We start from the raw sequence: 25766 nt of genomic DNA on the forward strand, positions 1-25766 counted from the left end.
CACCTGTGGTGTGCTTGCGGCGTGGGGCCCTGATGGGACCCCGGAGCGGAGAGGAACGTACGGCATGACGGTACGGGTGATGGTGGTCTCACCTGCGATGAGTGCGGCGTTGCGGGAGGCCCGCTTCGACGGCGACGTGGCACTGGACGAGGCGGGCGCCCGGCGCGCGCGGTCCGCCGCCGGTGCGCTGCCGCGCGCCGACCGCCGACTGGTCGGTACGTCGGCACGCTGCGCCGAGACGGCCGCCGAGCTGGGTCTACGAGCGGGAGAGCCCGAACCGGCACTCGGAAGCTGGGACATGGGCCGCTGGCGGGGACGGCGCCTGGAGGAGGTGAGCGCGAGCGAGCCGGACGCGGTGTCGACGTGGCTGACCGACCCGTTGGCCGCCCCGCACGGCGGCGAGTCGCTGCTGGCGCTCTGCGACCGGGTCGGCAACTGGCTGGAGTCACTGCCGGGCGACACCGGCGATGTGCTGGCGGTCGCCGAGCCGGCCGCGGTACGGGCGGCGATCGTACGTGCGCTGGCCCTGCCGGTCGAGGCGTTCTGGCGCCTGGACGTCGCTCCGCTGACCCTGACCGAGCTCAGCGGCCGGTCCGGACGCTGGAACCTGCGCTGCGGACGTCCACTGGGACCCGAAGCGAACGATCCTTCGAACAGGGCCAGTTGACCCCCGAACAGGACCGGTTGAGCAGCGCCCCACGAGACTGATGTGGAGCGCCCCGCGCCAACGAGCGCCAACGAGCGCCAACGAGCGCCAACGATCACCTACGGCTCCAGATGTACCGCGGCGTTCGGGGGCAGCGCAGCGGGTGAAGGCACGACCATGCTAGTCGGCTGGCAGAGGGCGAGCGCGATGTCGTCGGTCGGCGCGCGGCCGGTGTGCGTGGCGACCATCTCGTACAGCGTGTCGAGCGCGTCGGAGGGAGAGAGTGCGGCCATTGCGTCACTGACCCGTTCCAGGAGCGGGAATTCGGCGCCGTTCGCGTCGCGCGCCTCGCTCAGGCCGTCGGTGTAGAAGAGGAGCCGGTCTCCACTCTGCAGATAGAAGCGCTGCGGCTGCGGCTTCGGATGCAGGCCCAACGGGGGCGCCGGCTCAAGTGGTTCCAACAACCTGACCTGCTTCCCTGCCCGTATGGGCGCGGGATGCCCGCAGTTGACGATGCGGACCTCGCCCGGTGCGAACTCGGCGAGTACGGCGGTGACGAAGTCCTCCGGTCCCAGTTCCGGGGTGAGCCTGGCGTCCAGGGCCGTCGCCAGGTCGGCCAGGCCGGGGGTGAGATAGGCCAGGTCCTTGAAGGCCCCGATGGTCGCCGCGGTGGCCCGCAGAGCGTCCAGGTCGTGGCCGCGTACGTCCCCGATGAGCAGGCGCACTCCGTACGGGGTGTGGACGACGTCGTACAGATCCCCGCACACCGACGCCCCCTGCACGGCGCAGCGGTGCTGGGCGCACACCTCGATGCCGCCGAGTTCCACCGACATCGGCCGCAGGATCGCGTTCTGTGACGCGTGTGCGACGTCGGTGGCCCGGGCCAGTGCGGCCGCGTTGGCCGTGCGCCGGGCGGCGTCGCGGACGGCCAGTGTGCCGCCGGCCAGCAGGACGAGGAACTCGATGCCGAAACCCGGAGTCAACATGAGACCTCTCGCGGCGCCTGCCCCGAGGGCGAGCGACAGCGCCCAGCCCGACACCGCCGCGGTGCGCCGTGCGTCCAGGCGGGCGCAGGCCAGTACGGGGCCGATGACCAGTACGGCGACTCCCAGTTGCCAACTGCCCAGCCCACTGAGGACGGCGAGCAGGACGCTCACCCCCAGCGCGAGCACCAGTCGGCCCCGGCTGCGCCAACTCCGCGTGCTCGTCTCCCGCCACCACCGCCCGACTTCGCTGACGGTCATGCGCAGCCCCTGCCTCCCCCTGCGTCTTGTGAGTTCGCGGCAGAGGGCGGCCACTCTCGTCCAACGTGCCGCTGGATGGGACTGGTTGACCGGAGTGGACCGAGAGGTGATCGGGTGTGTTTGCCGTGGTGCGGCCATGTGAGCGCCTTGCGCGAAGTAGAGGGCATCTCGTGACATGCGCGGCCCGGGGACGGAGCCGGGGGGCGGACTCGGGCGAGGTTACCGTGGCGCAGCGCGCCCGCGTCCCCGCTTCGCGACGCCGCCTCCCGCGGCGCCCGGGTACGCACAAGGGTCGGCGGTGATCCGGGACCGTCGCCCCGGATCACCGCCGCCGTCTTCTGTGACCTCTTATCCCTGGAGCTTGGCCAGGGCGAAGTCCAGCCCGGTGCTGCTCGATGTCGCGCCGCCGGCGATGATGATGTCGTCGCTGCCGGNCCCGGGCCCCGCCCCCCCGCACCCCCGCCGCCGTCTTCTGTGACCTCTTATCCCTGGAGCTTGGCCAGGGCGAAGTCCAGCCCGGTGCTGCTCGATGTCGCGCCGCCGGCGATGATGATGTCGTCGCTGCCGGTCAGTGCGATGCCGCGAGCGACATCGGCCCCTCCGGAGAAGTCGACGGTGGCGATGCCGTCCCCGCTGAATCCGGTGTCCAGGGTGCCGTTGGCGTTGTAGCGGATGACGAGGGCGTCGCCCGCGACCGGGTCGACGGGGAAGACGACGGACTCGCCGGCCAGTCCGGCAATCACGATCTTGCCGTCGCTGTCCACGGCGACATCGCGTGCCTCGTCGGCGAGCAGGGTGTGCACGTCCGTGGTCACCTTGCCGTCGCCGCTGAAGCCGGTGTCCAGGCTGCCGTCGGAGTTGTAGCGGACCACGCCCGCCTTGATGGGGCCGGTGATGCCGAACGGCTCGGGGGCGTCGACCGCGCCCGCGATCACGTAGTCGCCGCCGGGCGCGCGGGCGAAGCCGAACGCGAGGTCGGAGAACCCGTTGAAGTCGGTGGTCACGATGCCGTCGCCGCCGCCGAAGGAGGTGTCGAGGGTGCCGTCGGAGTTGTACCGCACCAGCAGGAAGTCGCTGTTGGCGCTACCGGCCGCGATCATCTTCCCGGTGGGCAGCTCCTCCAGCGCGAAGAGGTGGTCACCGGTGCCGAAGTCCGTGATGACGATGCCGTCGCCGCCGCCGAAACCGGTGTCCAGGGTGCCGTTGGCGTTGTAGCGGGCGATGAAGGAGTCCGCCCCGGCCGCCCCGGCCGCCAGGATCTTGCCGCCGCTCGTCTCGCTGAGGCCGCGGATACCGTCGCCGAGCCCGCCGGTCAGGTCGGTGGTGACCTTGCCGTCGCCGCCGCCGAAGGAGGTGTCGAGGGTGCCGTCCGAGTTGTACTTCGCCAGCGCCAGGTCGGCGATCTGCTCCCCTCCGGTGAGACCGCCCACCAGGACCTTCCCGTTGCCGACCTCGATGATCGACCGGGCCAGCGACAAGTTGCCGCCGAAGCTGGTAGCGACCGTGCCGTCGCCGCCGAAGCTGGTGTCCAGCGCGCCGCTGGAGGTGTACTTGGCCACGCCGAAGGAGTTGTCCGGGCCGACGCCGGGGATGTTGAAGCCCCGCCGCCCGGCGACGAACAGGGAGCCGTTGGCCGTACGCAGCAGGTCGTTGCCGACCTCCGGCTCTGACGGGGTGGCACCGAAGTCGGTGGTGACCTTGCCGCCGGTGCCGAACCCAGTGTCCAGGTCACCGGGCGCCGCCACCGCCGTGGGCGCGAGGGCCACCACCAGGCCCACGGCCAGTGCGGACACTGCTGCCACGTGCGCTCGCCACGCTGGGCAGCTCTTGACGGGCGGAAAACGTCTGGTCATGAGCGTAACTCCTCACATTCGGTGGACATATGCCCCCGGTGTGGGCGGCACCATTCCGTGGCCCTCGCCCACGCACAACCGGCGCACCGGCGGCGCCTGGATGGATGGCAGGGCGCGCTGTCCGTTCACCGGAGCGCGCAGATGGCAACGCTCCGTGGTGTGCGCTGTGCGCCCTGCGGTTCCACCGGTCGTGGGTGTCGGCGAGCTGATCGCCACACGCCCCGAAGTGAACAGAGCACGCCCCGAAGTGAACAGAGAAGGCATGGTGACGCCGTGTTTCTGTCCACGTACCCGGTGCCCTGCCCTACGGGGTCGCTGCCGGAGCAGACTGAGCCGGGTTCGGCCAGGAGCGGGGCGGAGCGGGGAGGGAACACCGTGTCACATGGCGTGCCGGGAGAGACGGAGCTGGGCGAGTGGTGGGGGAACCTGCCGCCGGAGGATCGCAGCTTCATCGGGCGTCAGGACGAACTCGCCCGGCTTGACGTCATGCTGCGTCCTGACGGTGGTCCGAGCGAGGGCGGCGAGGGGCAGCGGTTCCGCGACGGCGGCCCGAGCGGCCGTGGCGAGGGGCAGCGGGCCCGCGACGGTGGTCCGACCGAGGGTGGCGAGGGTCAGCGAGGCAGTGACGGCGGCCCGAGCGGCCGCGGCGAGGGTCAGCGCAACCACGACGGCGGGCATCGGCTGGTGACCCTCCTGGGACCGGGTGGGGTCGGCAAGACGCGGCTGGCGGTGGAGGCCGCGCGCCGGATGCGGTCCGCCTACCCGGACGGCGTGTGGCTGGTGGAACTCTCCGCCCTGCACGGCGTCGGCATGGCCGGCCCCGGTGTGCTGGGGCTGATGGCGATGGAGGCGCTGCGGGTGGCCGACCAGACGACGCGCGCGGCGATGGAGGCCCTGGCCGCGTGGATCGCGGACAAGCGACTGCTGCTGGTCCTCGACTCGTGCGAACACCTTCTGGAGGACTGCGCGGCCTTCGTCGACATGCTGATGCACGCTCCGCATGTGCACATCCTGGCCACCAGCCGCCGGCGGCTCGGGCTGCCAGGGGAGCAGTGTGTGGAAGTCGAGCCGCTGCCGGTGGACGAGCCGGGTACCGAGACACGGGACGACGCGGTGACCCTGTTCGCCGACCGAGCGGCCACCGTGTGCTCCGGCTTCGTACTCGACGAGGCCACCCGGCCCGTGGCGGCCTCCGTCTGCCGGTACCTGGACGGCATCCCGCTGGCCGTCGAACTGGCTGCGGCCCGGCTGTCCACCCTGTCGCTCACGGAGCTGGACGACCATCTCGGAACGCGGACGGACCACCGACTGGCCCTGCTGGCCTCGGACAACGGCACCAGGGACGCGTCGCGCCACCGGGCCCTGCGCACCACCATCGGCTGGAGCCACGAGCTGTGCGCTCCGCTGGAGCGGCTGCTGTGGGCCCGGCTGGCGGTGTTCACCGGCGGCTTCGACATCGAGGCCGCCCAGGAAGTGTGTGCCGGGGGCCCGCTGGCGGCCGGACAGGTGCCCGTCCTGCTCGACGAGCTCGCCGCCCAGTCCATCGTGCAGCGCGACCAACACACCGGCATGACCCGCTTCCGGATGCTCGACACCGTGCGCGAGTACGGCGCTGACTGGCTGCGGGAGTTGGGCGAGGAGGACGCCGTACGGCTGCGCCACCGCGAGTACTACCGGCGCCTGGCCCGCGACGGCTGCGCCGAGTGGAACACCGGGCGCCAGGTGCAGTGGTGCGAACGGGTGCTGACCGAGCACGCCAACCTGCGTGCCGCGGTGGACTGGTCCCTCGACCGGCCCGACCGGCGCGCCGCCCTGGAGATCGCGGGCACGGCGGGCTTCCTGTGGCGGCACTGCGGCCATGTGCGCGAGGCGCACTACTGCCTCGACCGGGCGCTCGCCGCCGATCCGTCTCCTGGGCCCGACCTCCTGCGGGCCCTGTGGACGCGCGGCGCGGGAGCGATCATGCAGGGCGACATGGACACCGCCGCCGAGTACGGCCGGCGGTTCACCGACGTGGCACGACAGCAGGAGGACCCGGCCGCGCTCTCCGTCTCCGTCTTCCTCACGGGCGGCCACCTCTCCCTGCGCGGTCGGCCGGCCGAGGCGGTCGGCCCGATGTCCGCTGCCGCCCGCCTCCCCGTCCGGGACGACTGGCTCGGTTCGGCCCAGCTTCAGACGATCGGCGCCTTGGCGTACGCGCACTTGATGAGCGGCGATCACGCATCGGCCCGCGCGGCGGCCGAAGAGCTCCGCGCCGAGTGCGTCCGACGCGGCGAGCACTGGACGCGCTCGACCGCCGACGTGATCGTGGCGATGCTGGACCTCGCCCGCGGCGACATCGCCTCGGGGGCCCGCAACGCCGCCCAGGCCGTTGCCGCGCACCGACTGCTGCACAGCGCCAGCAGCCTCGCGGCCCTGACTCTCGACACCCTGGCATCCGCCACCACCGCCGCGGGCGAAGCTCACCGGGCGGCCGAACTCCTCGGCATCGCCCAGCGCCTGTGGGACCGCGCCGGCGGCCGCGCCCAACTGAACTCCCCGGACCTGATCGCCGCCCGCCAGGCCTGCGAACGCACCATCCGCGACAAGATCGGCGCCTTGGCCTACGAGCACACGTACGAGGCGGGCCGCGCCATGTCGTACGAACAGGCCATGACCTACGCGACAGAAACCCCACCCCACACATCGAGCTGAGCCCGCCCCCGCCTCGCTAGGGGGCGTCTCCCCGATCTTCGCGGGCCCGCGACGCCTGGCACGGCACCTCGACGCACGGCCGAACCCCCTGGTCAGTCAGCCCGGTGCGGAGTTCAACATCACCGGCCCCGGCGGCTACGACGAGAACGTCACCGACGACATGGCGGCCCCCGACNCCCCGATCTTCGCGGGCCCGCGACGCCTGGCACGGCACCTCGACGCACGGCCGAACCCCCTGGTCAGTCAGCCCGGTGCGGAGTTCAACATCACCGGCCCCGGCGGCTACGACGAGAACGTCACCGACGACATGGCGGCCCCCGACGAGGACCCGGGCACCGGCGAGGTCTGCGTCTCCGGGCTCGAACCCGGCACGTACACCGTCAACGAGACGTCGCCGCCCCCCGGCTACGGCAACGCGGGCCAGTCGGACGTGACCGCCGAGGTCGTCCCCGGGACGGACTGCGGGGACAACCCGCCCGGCGCGGGCGCGACCGCCTCGTTCACGAACCCCCCGCTCGCTGACCTCATGGTGCGGGTGGACGGCCAGGAGTCGGGCGAGATCACGTCCAAGATCGAGTGCAACGGCAACAGTGCCGGCTTCTCCGACCCGGTGCGGCTGGACGTCAACAACCTGCCGCCGGGTGAGTACAACTGCAAGATCCTCATCGACCCGTGATCCACAGCGGGTGACGGAACGGCGATGAACAGCTGAACAAGAGGGCGGATCGGCTGGGGCACCAGCCGACCCGCCCTCCGCGCTGCGGCGGAACCCCGCTACACCCACGTGTCCAGCCACATCCGGGCCCGCCACGAGTCCACCGGAATCGGCGTCCAGCAAGACCTGCGCTCACCCCACGCGTGCGGACTGACAGGGCCCGTAAGGCAGGGGTTCAAGGTAGGCAGCGGGCGCGTTCCATGGCGCGTAGCAGCGCCGAACGGCAAGCCCGAACCGCCGGGTGGCCGCCGCTGCCGTGCCGTACGGCCGTGAAGAGCCGCCGCGCGCGGCCGCCGTCTGGCAGCCGCAGCAGCCGAACGCTCGGCGCGCTCCCGCCCCACAGAAGGTCCGGCAGGAGTGCCACCGCGTGGCCCTGCTCCACAAGGCGCAGTTGAACCAGCAGGTCAGGTGATTCGAACCGTACGTCGGGCTCGAAGCCGGCATCCCGGCACAGGGCCGTCGCCCACCGCCGGGACGCGGTGTCTGCCGGTTCCATGACCCAGGGGCGGCCCGACAGCTCGCGCAGCGCGGCTTCTGGCTCGTACGAACCGCCGGCGCTGTCCGGCGGGAGCGCGATTCGCATCTCGTCGCCGCACAGATCCGCCGAGTCGATCTCGGCGGAGCGGGCGACCGCGTGCCCCGGGTACTCCTCGGCTACGACCAAGCGCCGCCTCCGGTTCCGCCTGCGTGACATGCGAGACGGTCGACGCTGGCTGAGAATGGGTGCAGCCCGAACCACAATGGGTGGAGCCCGAACCACTTCGGGAAGGAGCGCACGAGAAGCGCGGGGCCATCGATACTGATGGTCCGACTCCTGAGCGCCGCGGGCAGCTCGGCGGTCTCTATGGTCGATCGGACGTCTCAGCCAGCACTCGCTCCGGATGTCCATCTGGGCGACGACCGGCCCGAGCTCCTCCCCGGCGAGAGCCAGGTGGCACTCCGCGAGTGATCCCGGCGTACGGTCACAAATGATCCGAATGCTGGACGCGAGTCGGATGGGAGTCACCGATGCAGACCGGCCTAACCGAGTTTCCGCTCTTCGACGCCATCGTTGGACGCCGCGCCCGACGTTTCGGGCTGGGCATGGAGATCCCGTCGGGGCCCCTCGCCTACAGGTCCGAAGCCGAGCCGGTGCCGCTGTCGGAGCTTGAACGCTCGGTCCTCGTCGCTGCCGGAACCGGGGTCACAGGCTGGAGCTTCGGGGTGCCCTTCGGCCCCGACCGTCCCGAGGAGCATGCGCACTACACGCAGCGGTTCACGGGCCGTACGGCGCCGACCGCCGCCGGGATCGGTACGCCGATGCTGTTCGCGACCGACGACTCGGGGACGTATCTGACGAACACACGGGATCTCCTTCCCGCCCGGCCCCGTGAGGTCACCGGGAACCGCGATGACGCCCTTGAGGCCATGGTCGAGACGGTGCGCACGCACACGGAGCAGCTGTCCGAACGGCGGCTCGACCTCCCCGCGGCCACGCCGCACATGCTCGAACCGAACCTCTGGATGGCGAACGCACCGGGTTCTACGCTGTTCATGCCCGTGGGCGATGCCAGCGAGCAGGTGCTCGGCCTCATGGCCATGGCCCTGGCGAACGGGAACATGCTCGTCGACGACATCGCCGGTCGCCCCGCCGGCGACCTGGCACCCTTCGTCCGCAGCGGCCTCCTGCAGGAGGGCAAGCGCGTCCCGTTGACGGTGCTGCAGCAGATGGCCTACGAGGCCAACGTCGCCGAGCTCGCCTTCATGGGCCACAACATCATGCTCACCATGCAGGCGATGGGGCTGGGCGGCCTGTATTTCAACGGGCTCAACCGGTGGAGCGTCCTGGGCGCGTTCAACGAGAGCGGGATCGACGGGCTCGGGTTCCGCTTCGTGCAGGACACCCGTTGGACGCTGCCGAACCCCGTCGGGCTCGACGGCCACATCGAGGGGCTCTGCCCGCCGTACGTATCGGACATGCGCGAGGCCGTGAACATCTTCGTGGAGCGCAAGTTCGGTCCCGAGGGTGCCTACGACCCCAGCACCCCTGGTGCCTGGAGGGATACCGAGGCGATCAAGCAGGGGGTCACGCCGTACTCCGAGGAGTTCATCGACTGCCTGAGCGAGGTCGCACAGTACGTCTACGACACCTACGGCAAGTTCCCGAACACCTTCACGACGATGGTGCTCTCGGGCTACGTCCAGGCCGTGCACCTCGACACCGACTTCTATGACACCCACTACCAGCCCGGCGCCTACCTCCCGACGCACCAAGACCATATGGAGCGTTGGCACGCAGACGGTTCCCAAGCGTGACGCTGGCCCGAAGTTGCCCTGCCTTCTTCCTGAGCCTCGCGCCGATCGGCGAACCGGAAGCGGCCGCCTACCTCACCATCCGCAAGACGCCCCAGGCCGTCGACACCAGCAGCGACCCGCCGGATGCACTGATTGCTGCCACCGCCCTGGCCAACGGCTGGACGGTGGCCACACGCGACATCCAGCACCGCCCAGGACAGGGTCCAAGCCGGTGCTGCTCACGACCGTGTGGCGGTCCCGCATCCCGCATCGCCGGCTTCCCGCATGCGTGCGTCCATCGACGTGCTCCGGTCGTACGGGTCGACCTCGGGGCCGTCTCCCGGGCTCTTGGCCGCGCGCTCAGCGCTGAACTCGGGGGTGAAGTAGCCGGTGAAGGTGTCGCAGCCGCCGTTGGTGGTGTCGGACTTGTAGGAAACGAGGGAGAACGTCCCCGGCTTGATGACCACCTTCGCCGGGTCGTCCCAGCTCATCACGACCTCGCGGCGCACGATGGTGCGCGCGACCTCGTCGCTTCCCGCCGTAGCGCGTACCACCGGATAGACGTACGTGACATCGGTGGTCATCTCGACCGCACCGCGCTCACCTTCCCGGTACGTGATCCGCCCTCGTGACTTGACCACGTCCCCGACAAGCCGCACCTTCGTGTCGAACCGGCTGAACAGCAGCAGAGGATCGTTCTCCCGATTGGGCGCGCGGAACGCGGTCGCAAGGTAGTCCTGGACGTCCTGCTGATGTGAATTGATCAACGCGATCGCCTTCGCCGGACGCTCCCCGCGCAGCACGTTGGGATCCAGACTGGACGCGGCGAGGAAGTCACGGGTCCGATCGAGCGCGTGCGCGACCTGCTTCTTGCTCATCCAACCGGTCGCCCGTGCCACAGGCAGGCTGATCCCTCCCGTCCCGTCACCCCACCGTGCCGCAGGCGACCCCCTGAACGGCTTCTCCACCGTGGGCCGTTGGGCTGCCGCCTCCGTCGGCGGCGGCTGATCCGGACGCTCCGACTCAGCGGTGAGCGGCGCACTCTCGGCGCCTCCGCCTCCGCCTCCGCCTCCGAACCATCCAGCCACTCGCCCCGGATCCAGTGCCACAAGCAGCAAGCCGATCGCAACCAGCAGACCGACCACGTACCAAGCCTTGCCCCGTCGTCGCCGGGGCGATGGGTGCGCCCGCCACGGCTCCGGCGGGCCGGTCTCCTCGCGCAGCCGCCGCGTCACCATCCGGGCCCGCGCCGACGGCTCCTTGGGCGCGCCCTGAGTCCCGGCCTCGGCCTCCCGTAGGAAGCGCTCCCACTCCTCGTCCGATATGGACGCCTCGCCCTTGCCCACGATGCGCTCCCGTCCCTTCTCGCGCACCCGGTCCCTCCCCAGGACCCGCCATGATCCGTGCATCATCACACAGCTCGCCTCGGTGCCGAGATCCGCGCCGGTGGGGGAGGGCCGCCCGCCGCAGGGGATGTGGCATCCCCGTGGCCTCAGCGGCACGCGTGTTTTCCCTGGTCAGCAGCAAAGCGGCCGCGTGCTCGGTCCGACGCATGATGCCCTGTGCTGGGCAGTCCGCTCACGCATCGCGCACGCACGGAGCCCGCGGATGGAAGCCGAAACCGGGGAGATCCGACCTACGGTGCTGGCGAATCTCGCACCAAGGGATAGCCGCGATCAGTTGGCACCACGCCGGAAGGCCGCGCGGTAGTCCCTTGGGCGTTGTCCGGTGTGCTTGGCGAAGAGAGCGGCGAAGGTCCCGGGGTCCTTGTATCCGACCGTGGTGGAGATGCTGGCGACGGTTCGATCCGTGGTCTCAAGCAGGTGGCGGGCACGGCGGACGCGCGATGACTGTAGGTACTCAAGAGGACTCCGGCCGGTCTCGTCAGCGAAGCGCCGCAACAGCGTCCGAGCGCTGACCCTGAACGCGTCCGCCAACGCCGCGAGGTCGTATCGGGTGGCGAGGTCCTGGTCGAGGCGTCGCATGACCCTGCGGGAGAACTGGTTTCCGGGCTGCGGAAGAAGTCGCGCGTCGACGTATGGAGTCTGGGAGGACCGTGCGTCGTCGACGAGCGCCACCCGCGCGGTTGCCCGTGCCACGTCAGCACCGCTGTGTTGGCGGATCAGTTCCAGCGCGAAGTCGTACATGGCACTGAAGGCCGCGGTCGTCGTCACCCCCTTGTCGGTGACGACCAGACGTTCGGGCCGGACGTCGGCTTCCGGGCAGCGTTGAGCCAGTTCGTCGGCGAGAAGCCACGCCGTCGTAGCCCGGCGCCGGTTGAGAAGCCCTGCCTCGGCGAGCAGGAAGGCGCCGACACAGATCGAGACGACGGCGTTACCCGCAGCGGTGTGTGAGCGGATCGCCGCGATCTCAGGGGCGAGGGCCGTGAGTTTCGCGTCCACGTCGAGACCCGGCACCAGTTCGAATCCCGGCACGACAAGAACGTCGACCTCGCGGAGTGGAGCGACGGCCAACGCCGCACCGCCCGATGCGGTGATGCGACGGCGAGGTGAAATCACCGACACCTCGTAGCCCGAGCGGTCCGGACCGGCAACGTGCGTGGCCATCGTCAACAGGTCGGGCACGCCGAACACCTCGGACGCGAAGCAGCCCGGGTAGGCCAGAACGCCAACCCGCAGTGCGCTCATGGTCGCCTCCTGACCACCAGCCTGTGGCGAGATCACCCCTCTATATGGCGGTTCAGCCTATCGCCTTGTGCGGGTTCATCAGTCCACGCTGTCGCCATGACCACTTCCAACGGACGTCTTGGCGACGCGATCACGGACTTCTCCCACCGGCTGGTGGACGTGGCCGGGGTGGTGAAGACGGTGCATGTCGCCGGTTCTGGGCCGGCCGTCGTATTGATGCCGGAGATGCCGGGTATCAGCCCCGACGTCCTTCGGTTGGCGCGGTGGGTGCGGGATGCGGGTTTCACCGTGTACCTTCCCTCGCTCTTCGGGACCGACGGTGCCCGTCCCACGGTCGAGGGTGGGCAGGAGGTGATTCGCCGGGCGTGTGTCAGTGCCGAGTTCCGTGCCTTTGCCGGGGGTGGTACCAGCCCTGTCGTGGCGTGGCTGCGTGGGCTGGCGCGCCAAGCCCACGCCGAGTGCGGCGGTCCCGGAGTCGGTGCGATCGGACTGTGCTTCACGGGCAACTTCGCACTCACCATGGCGATGGAGCCTGCCGTCATCGCGCCGGTGGTCAACCATCCGTCACTGCCGTTGGATGATCCCGCCGGACTGGAGATGAGTGAAGAGGACGCGCACGCGGTCCAGGAGCGCGTTGCACGCGACGGACTAAAGGTCCTCGCCTACCGCTTCGACAACGACCGTTGGTGTACCGGGCAGCGTTTCGCCGCGTACCGAGCCCTGCTCGGCGACGCCTTCGACGGCCGCGTCCTTCCAGGTGGTTCCGCGAACACGAACCCGCCCCCGTTCTTCCGTGATGTGGTGGGGTCCCCCCACAGTGTGGTTACCGCCCACCTCGTGGACGAGGACGGACATCCCACACTGAAGGCCAGAGACGAGATCCTCGCCTTTCTGACCGAACGGCTGAGCCGGACCGGGCACTCGGAGGCCAGTCGTCAAGGGCTGTAGGCCACGTGAGGCCACGTGAGGCCATTGACGTCGCAACAGTTCGCCCCGCACGCGGGACACGCCGCCGTGGACGCTCGATCGCAGGCCTCCCGCACTGGGCCCACGCGCGGGTCGAGGCCATCGGGGTCGTGGGCCGAACCGTCCGCGTCCGGCGCAACACGCAGCAGCCCCCTCTGGCCTCTACCTGCCCGATCTCCACCGCAGCCAACTGCGGAAGCAACGTCGACAACTCGATGTCGAACGCCCCAGCCTGGCAGTAGAGCTGGCAGCCCGTCAGTGGGTCATCTGGCCCTCCGCCACGGCGCGGCTTGTACCGTGCGCCCGCGCCACCTCCGAGTCCGTCCGCTCACGCAAACGGCCCCGGACGGGGAGTCCGGGGCCGAATAGAGCGCCTCTCTGGGGGATAGACCCCAGGTCAGCGGCTTAGCGCGCTGTGCCCCGGCAGGATTCGAACCTGCGACACCCGCTTTCTCCTCGTTCTGGGGCTTGGCGGGTGACAGCACGGCGGTCTGCGAGCCGTGCCATGGTCAGGCAGTACAGCGGTGCGAAGGCGAGTTCGAGGGCGAGGGCCTGCCAGGGGGCGTCGGCGGCGGTGCTGTCGTCGGCGAGTTCACCGAACGCGGCTGCCAGGCTGAGGGCCCAGGCGTTGTTGGCGATGTGTAGCGCGATCACCGCCTCCAGGCCACCGGTGCGGATCACCAGCCAGCCCCACCACATCGCGGAGTAGAACAGCAGGGCGAACCCGGAGAGTTCACCCAGCCCGTGCGCGAGGGCGAACAGCAGCGACGCGACCACGATGCCTGGCCACGGGGAGCGCACGGCCCGTCCGATCACCTGGACCAGCCAGCCCCGGAAGACGTACTCCTCGGCGGCCGCCTGGAACGGGACCACCGCCCACAGCGCGGCCAGGCTCACCAGGAACATCGGCCAGCCGGGAAAGCCCTGCCCCACGTCCCCGGACGGCCCACTGTCCCAGGTCCACGCGACCAGCAGCCCGATCTGCAGCGCCATCAACGGGAAGGCCACGGCGGCGCACCGCCCCAGCCAGCCCCAGCGCACCCGACCGGCAACTGATGAGACCGTGCCGGATGGGCGCTTGCCCAGGTAGCGCACGCCCCACAGGACCACGGGTAGGCCGACCGCGAGTGCGGCCAGGTTCACGGCCATGTCCGCGAGCGGGTCCGCGAAGACCTGCTCGCTGTCCGCCGACGTGGGTCCCGCGTCCAGCACGGCCGCGACGACCGCACCGGCCAGGTAGACGCAGAGCATCCCCACCACGACCAGCACCATGACCAGCAGCAGCTCGCCCAGCCAGGCGAACCTGCCGCCCTGGCCGTTCCTTCCCTGCTCGTGATACTGGGAGCCAGTCGGAGCCCGGGCCGGGCCGGGCTTGGGCACGGGCCCTGACGGGGGCAACGCCCAGCCTTGCCAAGCTGGTTCGGGAGAGCGGGGAGACTGCTCGTCGGGCAGGGGCACTTCAGATTTCACAGCAGCAGTCGCCTTCTGTCGTCAACAGGTCCGGTTTCGTCAGCCACGGCAGGTATCACGCCAACAGTGCCTGGGCGTCGCGTTGTAGCGCCGTTACGAGGTCCGACCGGGCGAGCGGCTGGCAACGCCGCCGCTGATGAAGACGGGAGCTTCGGTCCAGCGCGGAGCTACAGATAGCCGTTGACCCACGCCAGGATCGTGAGAACGATCCACATCGCGGCGAAGATCCAGTCGAAGCCGGACGTCCAGCGGCGCAGTGCAGTGCGAGTGATGGTGACGGTGGCGACGATTCCCGCTCCGGCTGCCCAGTGCAGTACCCGGCCGATGGTGACCAGGGTGTCGTGGTGGCGGGCGTCCGCGATGAACAGGAGTAGGAAACCGACGAACGCGACGAGGAGGAAGGAGCCGAAGAGGCTCTCGGTGCGGTTCCCCGGCGACGGTGCGGCCGCCTTGCTGGGGGTGGGGGTTTCGGAGGGGNACAGGAGTAGGAAACCGACGAACGCGACGAGGAGGAAGGAGCCGAAGAGGCTCTCGGTGCGGTTCCCCGGCGACGGTGCGGCCGCCTTGCTGGGGGTGGGGGTTTCGGAGGGGGGCATGGGGTTTCCCTGTATATGGACGACGGCGAGGGCCGGACACGAGATTCGTGTCCGGCCCCTGGTTATGCGTGCGTGTCAGATCTGGTCGTGGACGAACTTCCACATCTGGTACTGGGCTTCAGTGCCTGCGGCGTACCAGGCGATCCTGATCGGGTTGTACCACTTGAGGCCGTTGACCCAGTTCCGGAAGGTGCTGTACTTCCCGGCCGCCTTTTTCGCGGCCCTGACGGTGCCCGAACCACCCTTCTTGATCAGCTTCCAGAAGGCTTGGATGACGCCCCTGCGCGCGGCGTCCCGCTGCGCCTCGGTGGCGGTACCGTCGGCGACAGCCCGCAGATCCGCCTCAGCTCGCGAGCTGACTTTTCGGCCAACCGAAGCCGCGAAACGCCTGAGGCCGAGTCTGAGTGCGATGACGTGGAGGATTCCGGTCACCGGCGGCGGTGCCTGACGTGGACGTCTGGCGTGTGCGGGGCGCTGATGGTGTGGTGGGCGCATGTCGGGGCTCTACATGCTGATGGCGGCGACGGTGACGTCGGCGGACAGGTGGGCGTCAGCGCCGACGAGTGCGCGGTTGACGCCGATGCGGTGGCCCAGTACGGAACCTTCGCCGATGAACGCCTTGGTTACCTCGCAGTTGAAGCCGACCGAGACGCCCGCGCAGAGGACGGGAGCCCGCCCGGACGGTGGAGAACTCCCAGACGCGGGCGTGGGGTCCGATGATCACGTCGTCGCCGATGACCGCGTTCGGGTGGACGTACGCGGTGGGGTGGACGCGGTGGGGGAGGTGGGCGACCGCCTGGCGGTGGAGTTCGTCCCAGGCGGCCGGGATGTCGGTCAACTCGTAGGCAGCCAGTTGGCCGTACGGGGTGTGGGGCAGGTCGTGGTCGGCGCGGGCGGAAAGGTAGTCGCACCCTGGTCGCACTACGGGGCCGGCGGCTGCACCTGCTGACCAGCAGAAGCAGCGAGGGCGCACCCCGCCGTTCGGCCTGGGCAGCCTGCACCGGCTGGTCCCCGACATCACCGAACGCGACGTGTAAGTGTTGGGTCATGCCGGGTGGTGCTGTCCTTGCAGGTCAGCACCACCCGGGGGTGATCGCTGGTCCTGCTTCTGGTGGCTCGTGCTCCACCGTCCGCTCACGCATCGCTCACGCGTGGAGAGAAGAGCGCGCTATTTCCACGCAGGGGCGGTGTCTCACCTTGTGTGATTGAGGGACGGGAAAAGAGCGCGGGCAAGGTCCGGACCCGGTACGACGAAGATGCCGTCCGTTTCCACCAGGAGGGTGGAGGGGGTCTCGGCTCATCTGGGCGATGGCGCCCGTCACCAAGATCTTCTGCGGTCGTCGGTTCCCGTAACTCGAGCGCTCGCCCGCAAGGGGGTCCAGGGGCACCGGCCCGTGGTAGCGCATTCGGAGTGAGATGGTCATGCCCGGGTTGTCGGTCGCGGCGCATGCCTACCCCATCAGTTCGTCGAGGAGTATGGCGCTGACGCCGCCGTGGCCGTAGCCGGGTGGCCCTTCGTGCGCGATGCCCAGATCGCACCGTCCCACGAAGCCGCCGTCAGCCGGAGTCACCCGCATCGGCGGCGCGAGCGGGCTGCCGGCGCCGGTAACGGGACCGAACATCCGTACTCCGCCCGGGAAGTCGTCCACCTCGGGTATCTACGCCGGTTGGCAGCGGTTGCCGGAGCGGCTCGTCGAAACGGGAGGCTGGGGCGTTGCCCCATCGTGCCGAGAGGCGTGGCACGTGGTCCACCCACGCCATGTCGGCCGTCGCGATGAGCGACTGGCCGGCCACGGCTGCGGGGGTCACGCCGGTGAACGCCACGACGTCCCGGTGTAGATGCGACTGGTCGGCGTAGCCGCAGTCGGCCGCGACCCCGGCCGCCTCCTGGCCCCCGGCCAGGCGGGTGGCGGCCCAGTCGAAGCGGACGAGCTTCACGGCGCGCTTGGGCGGCAGGCCGAGTTGCGCGTGGAAGCGGGACCACAGGCGCTTGCGGCTCCAGCCCAGCTCGTCGGCCAGCTCCTCGACCCGGACCTGGCCGTGCCCGGCGACGATACGGTCCCAGGCCCAAACCAGCTCCGGCTCGATGACGGGCCCCGCGGCGGTCAGCCGGGCGAGGAACGCTTCGACGAGTGCGAAGCGTTCCTCCCAGGCGGCCTGGGCCAGCTGCTCGCGCAGCCGGGCTGCCTGCCGCTCACCCCACAGGTCGTCCAGGGTCACCACGGAGCTCTCCAGCTCAGCGGGGCCCACACTCAGCACGGCGCGCGCGATGGCGGGGGACAGGCGCACCTGAATCCACTCGACGTTCGCGGCCCGCACCCGCGCCGCACCGCCGACGCCGAATCCGAGCCCGGTGACAAGGCTGCCGCGGTGCTGCCGCCCCGTCGACTCGTCGATGCCGAGCGCCGCCTCGCCGCAGGCCAGCGCCAGCGTCAGCACGGGGTGCGGGTCGAGCCGGTGGTCGACCGGAGCCGGGCCGCGGTCGCGCAGCCCCGCCAGGACGACGCCGGGTACGCGGCTGGGCCGGGCCGGGCGCGTGACCTGCCACACAGGGGCAGCGACGCGCTGACGCACGGCAGTTGACATGCGTCCATGCTACGGGGCCGCCCGGACGGAACATTTCTTCAATCCAGCGGGCCGCACCCGCGGCGAAGGTGAGCGCATGACTTTCACCGGAACCACCGCGCCGCCACCACCGGGCGTGGCCCGTCTGTTGCGCCCGTACGCGGGCGGCTTCGCCGTCGTCGTCGTCCTCCAGGTCATCGGCGCTGTCGCCGGCCTGGCGCCGCTGCTCGCGGTCGTCGAGCTCGGCCGTACGCTGCTGTCGCCGGGACCGGCCGACGACGGGCACGTGCGCAACGTCGTGATCGCGGGCGCGGCAGGGCTGCTCGTACGGCTGCTGTTCACGGCCGCCTCGTCCGGTGTCGGACACCTCCTCGACACCCGGGTGCAGCTGTCGCTGCGCCGGCAACTCGCCGCGCGGCTGGGGCGGGTGCCGATCGGCTGGCTGGCACGGCGGCGCAACGGGGAGCTGGCGAAGCTGGTGGGTGAGGACGTCAGCGCCGTGCACCCGCTCATCGCGCACACGCCGGGCGAGCTGGTCTCCGCCTTCGTGGTGCCGCTGGTCTCGCTCGGCTACCTCCTCAGCGTGGACTGGCGGCTGACGCTGATTACGCTGATCCCCGTGCTGCTGGCGGTCGCGCTGGTGCCGCTGATGATGACCCCTACGCGGCTGCGCGAGCAGAAGGAGTTCGACGCCGCGATGGGGCGGATCTCGGCGTCGGTGGTCGAGTTCGTGCAGGGCATCGCGGTGGTGAAGGCGTTCGGCGGGTCTGAGCGGGCGCACGGCACGTTCCGTACCGCGGTGGGCGACTTCACCCGGAGCTTCTACCGGATGGTGCGCGGTCTTTCCGGGGTCGCCGCCGGGATGCAGGTGGCGCTGTCGCCGCCGTTCGTGCTGCTGGCGGTGCTGACCGGCGGCGCGTACCGGATCACCGGGGGCGGCCTCGCCCCGGCGGACCTGCTGCCTTTCATGCTTCTCGGCCTCGGGCTCACCGCGCCCGTGGCCGCGCTCGGGCACGGCTTCGACGACCTGCAGGCCGCGCGGCGCGCCGTCGGCCGCATCCGGGACGTACTCGCCGAGCCGTCGCTGCCCGAGCCCGTACGGCCGGTGGCGCCCGAGGGACACCGGGTGGAGCTGCGGGACGTCCGCTTCGGGTACGAGGGTGCCGCGGCTGGGCGCGAGGCGCTGCGCGGCATCGACCTGGTGCTGGAGCCGGGGACGGTTACAGCCGTGGTCGGGCCGTCCGGCAGCGGCAAGTCCACGCTGGTGCAGCTGCTGCCGCGGTTCTACGACCCGACGCACGGCTCCGTGCTCCTCGGCGGCGTCGACCTGCGCGAGGTGGGCAGCCAGGAGCTGTATCGGCGGGTGTCCTTCGTCTTCCAGGACGTCCGGCTGCTGCGCGCCTCGGTCGCGGACAACATCGCCCTCGCCGTCCCGCACGCCGACCGCGACGCCGTCGTCCGCGCCGCCCGCCGGGCGAGCATCCACGACCGCGTTCTCGAACTGCCCCGGGGCTACGACTCGGTGATCGGCGAGGACGCCCGCCTCTCCGGCGGCGAGGCGCAGCGCGTCTCGCTCGCCCGCGCCCTGCTCGCAGACGCCCCCGTCCTGGTCCTCGATGAGGCCACCGCCTTCGCCGACCCGCAGACCGAGCAGGCGGTGCGCGAGGCGCTGGCGCAGACCCGGGAGAAGCGGACGACGCTGGTCATCGCCCACCGCTTGGAGACGATCGCCGACGCCGACACCATCGTGATGCTGCGCGACGGCGAGATCGTGGAGCGGGGCACGACCGCGGAACTCCTCGCGCTCAACGGCGCATTCGCCGAGTTCTGGAAGATCCACGCCGGTGCCGTGGAAGCCGGTGCCATGGAAGGGGAAGAGGCCCGATGATCAGCACATTGCTGCGTGTGCTCGGCCACGAGTACGCCGGGCCGGTGCGCCGCACCGTCGCCCTGATGACGGCGACCGCCCTCGCCGAGGGACTGTCGTACGCCCTGCTGGTACCCGTGCTGCGCGCGCTCTTCGGCAGCACACCCGAGGATGCCCGGCCCTGGCTGGCCGCCTTCGGCGCTGCGGTCGTGGTCTATGCGGTGCTGCGGTACGTCAGCGACCGCTCCGGTTTCCGCGTGGGCACGACGATGCTGCACGGCATGTACGAGCGCCTCGGCGAACACCTCGCCCGGTTGCCCATCGGCTGGTATCAGCCCGGCCGCACCGGCGAGGTGTCCGCCCTCGCCAGCCAGGGCGTGTTGCAGGCGATGAGCGTGATCGCGCACCTGCTGGCGCCGTTCATCTCCGCCTGTGTGACACCGCTGACGATCGTCGCCGTGATGCTCGCCGTCAACTGGCAGCTGGGGCTTGCCGGCCTGGCTGCTGTGCCGTTGGTAGCTGCGGTCCAGCTGCGCACGGCCCGTGCGACGACGGCGACCGACACGGAGCGCGTGGAACGCGAGCGCGCGGCCACCGGCCGCGTCATCGAATACCTCCAGGCCCAGCCGGTGCTGCGCGCCGGCGGCCGCACCGGCGAGCGGTTCGGTTCGCTGGACGACTCCCTGGAGGAACTGCGCCGCGCCTCGCGTCGCTCCACCATTTCGGCGCTGCCGGGCGTGCTGGGTCTTGCGGTCACCGTGCAGGCGGTGTTCACCGCGCTGCTCGCACTCGGCGCGTACCTCGCCCTCGGCGGGGACATCGGCGCGGCCGAGGTGCTTGCAGTCCTGGTGCTCGCCGCCCGTTGCGCCGACCCGCTGCTGTCCCTCGCCGAGATGAGTGGTGGCATCCGCGCCGCCCGCGCCGAACTCACCCGCCTCGACGACGTCCTCAACACCAAGCCGCTGCCGGAGCCCCGCGCGCCGCGTGAACCGGCCGGTCATGACATCGCGTTCGACGCGGTCTCCTTCCGGCACGGAGACCGCGCGGTCGCCGACGGGGTGACGCTGTCCGTACCCGAGGGCCGGCGGCTCGCCGTCGTCGGGCCGTCGGGCGCGGGCAAGACGACGCTGCTGCAGCTGCTCGCCCGCTTCTATGACGTCGACGCGGGCGCGGTGCGGATCGGCGGCGTGGACGTACGGGAGATGGGCACCGCGGCGCTGATGGCGCGGATCGCCATCGTCTTCCAGGACGTCTACCTCTTCGACGGCACGATCGAGGAGAACGTGCGCCTCGGCCGCCCGGACGCCACCGACGCCGAGGTACGGGCCGCGGCCGCCGCGGCCCGTCTCGACGAGGTGATCGAGCGGCTGCCCGGCGGCTGGTCGACGGACGTGGGCGAGGGCGGGGCGCTGCTGTCGGGCGGCGAGCGGCAGCGCGTCTCCATCGCCCGCGCGCTGCTGAAGGACGCGCCGATCGTGCTGCTCGACGAGGTCACTTCGGCCCTGGACCCGGTGAACGAGGCGGCCGTGCACGCCGGCATCGAGGAGCTGATGGCGGGCCGGACCGTGGTGCTGGTGGCGCACCGCATGAGGACCGTGCGCCGGGCCGACTGCGTCGCGTTCCTGGACGCCGGGCGGGTGGTCGAACAGGGCAGCCACGAGGAGTTGCTGCGACGCGCCGGCCGGTACGCCGCGTACTGGGACCTGTCCCTGGCCGGGGCGTCGCGGGACTGAGACGGCCGTGCGGGTTGTCGCCCCGGCCGCACAGGGCCTCGGTGGAGAAGACGACGGAACGGCCGACGAGGAAGTCCTCGGGATCCTTCAGCGGAGGGCCGGGCCACGGAGATCACCGGGCAGCGGAGTTTGTCGTGGCTGGCGTAGCGGCGGTGGCTGTTCTCGGTGTCCTCGACGACACCCAGGATCTGGCCGGAGAGATGGTCGCACAGGGCGTCGAGCGCAGGGGCGAAGCAGCCGCCGACGTCGAGGAGGACGATGTGGCTCCCAGCGGCGCGTTCTTCGAGGTGGCGCAGGGCCCGGTCGAGGTGGGCGGCCACGGGGCGCGGACAGGTCGCGGTGAGCTGTCGCAGGCGTAGCCGTCGCCTTCGACCTGGCATAGCGCCTGGCCGTGGACGGACTTGGGCTTGGGGCGCACCGCCCGCAGCTCGGTGACGGCACCCACACCGCGTACGGACGCGGGCCGCTCGGGTAGCAGGTGGGTGCCGGATACGGCAGGCCGCTGCCCGAGCCCAGGCGGGTGAGCGGTGGCAGGAGCCGACTTGCGTCTTCACTACCCGCACCGGGCGCCCGGTCGAGCCGCGCGACGTACCGCTCGCCTTGGGTCATGCTGATCCGTCGGATTCTTGGGGAATCAAACTCTGTCCGCTCACGCAAACGGCCCCGGACAAGGAGTCCGAGGCCGAGTGGGAGCCCTTCATGGAGGAGAAATCCCAGGTCAGAGCGGTCATGCATGGTGCCCCCGGCAGGATTCGAACCTGCGACACCCGCTTTAGGAGAGCGGTGCTCTATCCCCTGAGCTACGGAGGCGGGGCCTTGCCTGAAACGTGGCGGAAAACTCTGTGTGAGTATTCTGCCGCTCTCCGCAAGGTTGAGCCGCTCCGAAGAGCGGCTCAAGACAGGGTAGCGGATGCGTCTGGCGGGTGGGGCGGATGGCTGGGCTCAGCTGGCCAGTGCGGTGTTGATGCCGTCGCTTTCGTTGAGGGCGTTGGGTGCTTCGGCGTGGGAGTAGGTGCTCGGCCCGGTGGGGGTCTCTCTTCGCGTCGCTCCGGGCTGTCTCCCGTTCGCCGGCGAGCGGTCCACTGGGTGGGGTCGAAGCGGGCGTGGTGTACCGGTCCGTCCCTGTTCGAAGCGGCGCGGGCCGCTCCGGGGAGGTTCCCGGGGCGGCCCGCTCGTGGTTGCGTCAGTTCAGGAGGACGGCTTGCTCGTGTCCGCGGTGGGGCCGCCGATCTCGGAGTCCTCGTCGGCGTTGTCGGGGACGACCCACCACGCGCCGTCGGCCTCGCTGAGCTGGATGTACTCCGCGTGGCGGCCCTCGCCGGCGCTGCCGCCGAGGCGCACCGAGGCGAACTTCGGGCTGACGTCCTGTTTGACGTCGACCACGCTCAACTCGACGCCGTCACCGAGGGAGCCGACCAGGCGCTTCGCCTCCTTGGTGCGGCTGTCCTCGGAGTGCTGGGGGGCGTAGAGGTCCCGCAGCGCATCCTCGTCCCTGCCGTTGACCGCCTTGACGTACGCGTCCGCCGCCGCGCGCGGCGACTTCGCTCCGGAGGGATCGTTGTCCTCGGAGGAGCACGCGCCGGTCAGGAGGGCACCGCCCAGCACCAGGGCCAGGACAGCGGCGGCGCGGAGCCGCCCGGTCCGGTGAGTCACGGGCATTTCTTCCCCTCGGTCAGACGCGGTGCGCGTACCACTTGGCTTTCCGGTTCTCCTTGATGAGCCGGCTCAGCTTCTTGTTCTTGGTGTCAGTGGTGTGGTAGTTCAGGTACGTATCCTTCGTGCCCTTCTTGACCACGATCATGCTGTGGTCTTTCCCGCCACTGCCGTCCAGGTTGGCCTGCAACACGTCCCGGAAGGTGAAGCGGTGCGGGATGCTGGAGGACTCGAACTCCGGCTCGCCCTCGGCGACTTCGACGTGGTACAGCCGGGTCTCCTCGTGGGCCCGCGGCGTGGCCCCGTCGCCGCCGGTCTGTAACTTCAGCGAGTCGAGCGTCAGCTGGGCACTCCTGTTGCCGCCGTCGTTCTCGCGGTACATGTCCCGGCGGTCGGCGAGCGACGGCTATGCGCGAGGTCCTGAGGGTGGCCGCCTTGGGGGTGTTGTTGGCTTCCTGATCGCTGCGGTCACCGCTCGCCCGTAGCCGTAGCCGTAGTCGTAGTCGTGGGGGGGGGGGGGGGGGGGGGCCCGCCCCCCCCCCCCCCCNCGGCGAGCGACGGCTATGCGCGAGGTCCTGAGGGTGGCCGCCTTGGGGGTGTTGTTGGCTTCCTGATCGCTGCGGTCACCGCTCGCCCGTAGCCGTAGCCGTAGTCGTAGTCGTGGCCTGGCTGTCCTGGGCGGACCGGCCAGCCAGGCCACGGCTGTCCTTGTGGAGGTCAGACCTCTACGGACAGCGAGCGCTTGAGGATCTTGCCGGTGGGGCCCTTGGGGAGGGCCTCGACCAGCTGGACGATCCTGGGGTACTTGTACGGGGCGACGCGGGCCTTCACGAACTCGCGTAGCTCGTCCGTGGTGACCTCGGTGCCGGGCTTCGGCGTGACCACCGCGGCGATCTCCTCGCCGTGCACTTCGTGCGGGACGCCGACGACCGCGGCCTCGGCGACCGCCGGGTGCTCGTACAGGATCTCTTCGATCTCGCGCGGGTAGACGTTGTAGCCGCCCCGGATCACCATGTCCTTCTTGCGGTCCACGACGAAGTAGAAGCCGTCCTCGTCGCGCCGGGCGAGGTCGCCGGTACGGAACCAGCCGTCGGTGAAGGCGGCCTCGTCGGCCTCGGGGCGGTTCCAGTAGCCGGGCATGACGTTGGGTCCGCGTACGGACAGTTCGCCGACCTCGCCCTCGGGGACGTCCTGGCCCGCGTCGTCGAGCAGCCGCACCTGGACGCCCTCGATCGGGGTGCCGATCGAGCCGGGCTTACGTGGTCCGTCGAGCGCCCCGAAGGTCACCACGGGGGCCGTCTCGGACAGGCCGTAGCCCTCGACCACGGGGCAGTCGAAGGCCGCCTCGAAACGGTGCAGGACCTCGACGGGCATCGCGGAGCCGCCGGTCACCGCGAACCGGATCCCCTCGGTGCCCCCGGCGCCTGCCGTACCCGCCGCCTCCGCCGCCGCGAGCAGTCCGACGAACATGGTGGGTACGCCCTCCATGATCGTGACCCGGTCGCGGGCGAGGATCTCCAGCGCCCTGGCGGCGTCGAAGCGCGGCAGCAGCGTGACGCAGGCGCCGGTCTGGACGGCGGCGTTCAGACCGCAGGTCTGGCCGAAGACGTGGAAGAACGGCAGCCCGCCGAAAACGGTGTCGGAGGCGGTCATGCCGAGCATGCGGACCACCGTGGCGGTGTTGCTGCCCAGGTTGCCGTGGGTGAGGCGGGCGCCCTTGGGGCGGCCGGTGGTGCCGGAGGTGTAGAGCAGTACGGCCAGGTCGTCCGCGGAGCGCTCCACGACCTCGGTCTGCCGCTCGACGGCGGCCAGCGCGGCGCCGAAGTCCTCGGCGGTCACGTCGGTGCAGCCGATGCCGAGCTCGGCGGCGGCCTTGGCGGCCTCGGGCAGCGACATGCCCCAGGTCAGGATCGTACGGGCGGCGCAGTCCCCGGCGCTGTAGACGATCTCGCCCGACTTCAGCAGCGGGTTCATCGGCACGGCGACGGCCCCCGCGCGCAGCACGCCGTAGTAGACGACGGCGAAGTGCGGGATGTTCGGCAGCATGATCGCCACCCGGTCGCCGGGCTCGACGCCCTGCGCGGCCAGCCACGCGGCGACGCGGGCGCTCCGGTCGTCCAGCGACCGGTAGTCGAGGACCGCGTCGTCCAGGCGGATGGCCGGGCTGTCGGGGGACGCCGCGGCGGTCTCCGCCAGGTTGCGGGCGAGATTGGTCATCGTCGACCTCTCATCTGAGGGGGTGCTGAGGGTGTGCCGGATGTCCTGGATCATGCCCGTGGGGCGCCGCCTGTGCCTATGGGCGACGTCACAGCCTTGGCGATACGACCTCGGCGTCGCACCCTCGATGTCGCAACCCAGACGTCGCGGCCTCACGCCTCCAGCAGCTTGCGTTCCAGGTCGCGCAGGTCCTTGGCGATGGATGAGCGGACCTTGCGCGCCATGAGGGGTGCGGCCAGCCGGTAGTAGCCCGCGGCGTCGCCCTGGACGCGGATGGCCGCGAAGGTGCCGCGCGGGTCGGGGGTGAAGGTGTAGGTGATGTGCATCGACATCGGGCCGGCCACCGACACCATGTCCAGCAGCCTCGCGGGCTCGTATGCGGTGACGCGGAGTACGTAGTCGATGCGCTTGCCGAGGAAGTACGCGGTACGGGTCACCTCGGCGCCCACGCCGAAGCCGCCGCCGTCCGCCTCCCGGGTGAGCGCCGCCGTACGGATGCCCTGGGTCCACTCGGCGTCGTTGCGCCAGTCCATGGCGTAGTCCGCGACCTGGTGGGGCGGGAGCGGGATCACCCGTCGCGCCGTCTCGTCGATCGTCATCGCGTCCACGCTAAGTGGCCCTCGGC

General features: G+C 70.8%; 20 protein-coding genes, 1 tRNA gene and 1 pseudogene. 7 read left to right on the forward strand and 15 right to left on the reverse strand.

Annotation, left to right across the window (positions count from 1 at the left end):
- The first annotated feature begins 64 nt into the window (after window positions 1–64).
- On the forward strand, window positions 65–667 hold the full coding sequence (locus U9R90_RS31125) for a histidine phosphatase family protein (RefSeq protein ID WP_411060276.1): 603 nt from the start codon (window positions 65–67) through the stop codon (window positions 665–667).
- 98 nt (window positions 668–765) lie between these two features.
- Here U9R90_RS31125 and U9R90_RS31130 read toward each other — a convergent pair whose 3' ends face one another.
- Window positions 766–1890, reverse strand: a complete 1125-nt coding sequence (locus U9R90_RS31130; protein ID WP_411060277.1) for a PP2C family protein-serine/threonine phosphatase — start codon at window positions 1888–1890, stop codon at window positions 766–768.
- Between the two features lie 482 nt (window positions 1891–2372).
- A complete protein-coding gene (locus U9R90_RS31135; protein ID WP_411060278.1) occupies window positions 2373–3692 on the reverse strand; it encodes a hypothetical protein in 1320 nt (439 codons plus the stop codon).
- Between the two features lie 438 nt (window positions 3693–4130).
- Here U9R90_RS31135 and U9R90_RS31140 point away from each other — a divergent pair, with 438 nt between their 5' ends.
- Together U9R90_RS31140 and U9R90_RS31145 are read left to right on the forward strand one after the other, a co-directional pair.
- Window positions 4131–6437: an ATP-binding protein gene (locus U9R90_RS31140; RefSeq protein WP_411060280.1), complete on the forward strand. Its 2307-nt coding sequence runs from the start codon at window positions 4131–4133 to the stop codon at window positions 6435–6437.
- Window positions 6438–6597: 160 nt separating this feature from the next.
- The gene (locus U9R90_RS31145; protein WP_411060281.1) at window positions 6598–7113 is read left to right on the forward strand and encodes a prealbumin-like fold domain-containing protein; all 516 of its coding nucleotides are present in this window, start codon (window positions 6598–6600) and stop codon (window positions 7111–7113) included.
- 214 nt (window positions 7114–7327) lie between these two features.
- Here U9R90_RS31145 and U9R90_RS31150 read toward each other — a convergent pair whose 3' ends face one another.
- Window positions 7328–7816 carry a LysR substrate-binding domain-containing protein gene (locus U9R90_RS31150; protein WP_411060282.1) on the reverse strand — a complete coding sequence of 163 codons (489 nt, stop codon included), beginning with the start codon at window positions 7814–7816 and terminating at the stop codon, window positions 7328–7330.
- A 344-nt stretch (window positions 7817–8160) separates the two neighbouring features.
- Here U9R90_RS31150 and U9R90_RS31155 point away from each other — a divergent pair, with 344 nt between their 5' ends.
- The gene (locus tag U9R90_RS31155) at window positions 8161–9447 is read left to right on the forward strand and encodes a hypothetical protein (protein WP_411060283.1); all 1287 of its coding nucleotides are present in this window, start codon (window positions 8161–8163) and stop codon (window positions 9445–9447) included.
- A gap of 218 nt (window positions 9448–9665) precedes the next feature.
- On the opposite strand, the gene U9R90_RS31160 is transcribed toward U9R90_RS31155, so the two are convergent.
- Both U9R90_RS31160 and U9R90_RS31165 read right to left on the reverse strand, forming a co-directional pair.
- Window positions 9666–10772 carry a hypothetical protein gene (locus U9R90_RS31160; protein ID WP_411060972.1) on the reverse strand — a complete coding sequence of 369 codons (1107 nt, stop codon included), beginning with the start codon at window positions 10770–10772 and terminating at the stop codon, window positions 9666–9668.
- 330 nt (window positions 10773–11102) lie between these two features.
- On the reverse strand, window positions 11103–12074 hold the full coding sequence (locus U9R90_RS31165) for a GlxA family transcriptional regulator (RefSeq protein ID WP_411060285.1): 972 nt from the start codon (window positions 12072–12074) through the stop codon (window positions 11103–11105).
- Window positions 12075–12170: 96 nt separating this feature from the next.
- Here U9R90_RS31165 and U9R90_RS31170 point away from each other — a divergent pair, with 96 nt between their 5' ends.
- Entirely contained in the window at window positions 12171–13022 is an 852-nt protein-coding gene (locus U9R90_RS31170; RefSeq protein WP_411060286.1) for a dienelactone hydrolase family protein, read from the forward strand.
- Window positions 13023–13445: 423 nt separating this feature from the next.
- Here the strand turns inward: U9R90_RS31170 and U9R90_RS31175 are convergent, their stop codons facing one another.
- From U9R90_RS31175 to U9R90_RS31190, 4 genes are all read right to left on the reverse strand, one after another.
- Complete coding sequence (locus U9R90_RS31175; RefSeq protein ID WP_411060287.1) at window positions 13446–14420, reverse strand: CPBP family intramembrane glutamic endopeptidase; 975 nt, start codon at window positions 14418–14420, stop codon at window positions 13446–13448.
- 761 nt (window positions 14421–15181) lie between these two features.
- Window positions 15182–15538 (reverse strand): hypothetical protein, encoded by a 357-nt coding sequence (locus tag U9R90_RS31180; RefSeq protein ID WP_411060288.1) that lies wholly within the window; start codon window positions 15536–15538, stop codon window positions 15182–15184.
- 118 nt (window positions 15539–15656) lie between these two features.
- Window positions 15657–16124: a hypothetical protein gene (locus U9R90_RS31185; RefSeq protein ID WP_411060289.1), complete on the reverse strand. Its 468-nt coding sequence runs from the start codon at window positions 16122–16124 to the stop codon at window positions 15657–15659.
- Between the two features lie 539 nt (window positions 16125–16663).
- Window positions 16664–17692, reverse strand: a complete 1029-nt coding sequence (locus tag U9R90_RS31190; RefSeq protein ID WP_411060290.1) for a helix-turn-helix domain-containing protein — start codon at window positions 17690–17692, stop codon at window positions 16664–16666.
- Between the two features lie 76 nt (window positions 17693–17768).
- On the opposite strand from U9R90_RS31190, the gene U9R90_RS31195 reads away from it, so the two are divergent.
- Window positions 17769–19559 carry an ABC transporter ATP-binding protein gene (locus tag U9R90_RS31195; protein ID WP_411060291.1) on the forward strand — a complete coding sequence of 597 codons (1791 nt, stop codon included), beginning with the start codon at window positions 17769–17771 and terminating at the stop codon, window positions 19557–19559.
- Window positions 19556–21271: an ABC transporter ATP-binding protein gene (locus U9R90_RS31200; RefSeq protein ID WP_411060292.1), complete on the forward strand. Its 1716-nt coding sequence runs from the start codon at window positions 19556–19558 to the stop codon at window positions 21269–21271. Before U9R90_RS31195 ends, U9R90_RS31200 begins: the two co-directional genes overlap by 4 nt.
- A 1-nt stretch (window position 21272) precedes the next feature.
- On the opposite strand, the pseudogene U9R90_RS31205 reads toward U9R90_RS31200, so the two are convergent.
- From U9R90_RS31205 to U9R90_RS31230, 6 genes and pseudogenes are all read right to left on the reverse strand, one after another.
- Window positions 21273–21755 (reverse strand): annotated as a pseudogene (locus U9R90_RS31205) (adenosylhomocysteinase); the annotation flags it as partial.
- A gap of 250 nt (window positions 21756–22005) precedes the next feature.
- Window positions 22006–22081, reverse strand: a tRNA-Arg gene (locus U9R90_RS31210).
- A gap of 378 nt (window positions 22082–22459) precedes the next feature.
- Window positions 22460–22930: a hypothetical protein gene (locus tag U9R90_RS31215; protein WP_411060294.1), complete on the reverse strand. Its 471-nt coding sequence runs from the start codon at window positions 22928–22930 to the stop codon at window positions 22460–22462.
- A gap of 13 nt (window positions 22931–22943) precedes the next feature.
- Window positions 22944–23306, reverse strand: coding sequence for an amidase domain-containing protein (locus tag U9R90_RS31220; protein ID WP_411060295.1), 363 nt, complete (start codon window positions 23304–23306; stop codon window positions 22944–22946).
- 335 nt (window positions 23307–23641) lie between these two features.
- The gene (locus tag U9R90_RS31225) at window positions 23642–25141 is read right to left on the reverse strand and encodes a long-chain-fatty-acid--CoA ligase (RefSeq protein ID WP_411060296.1); all 1500 of its coding nucleotides are present in this window, start codon (window positions 25139–25141) and stop codon (window positions 23642–23644) included.
- A gap of 152 nt (window positions 25142–25293) precedes the next feature.
- Window positions 25294–25740: an SRPBCC family protein gene (locus U9R90_RS31230; protein ID WP_411060297.1), complete on the reverse strand. Its 447-nt coding sequence runs from the start codon at window positions 25738–25740 to the stop codon at window positions 25294–25296.
- Window positions 25741–25766 lie beyond the last annotated feature (26 nt).

Source organism: Streptomyces sp. E11-3, from assembly GCF_046540415.1.
Lineage (GTDB): Bacteria > Actinomycetota > Actinomycetes > Streptomycetales > Streptomycetaceae > Streptomyces.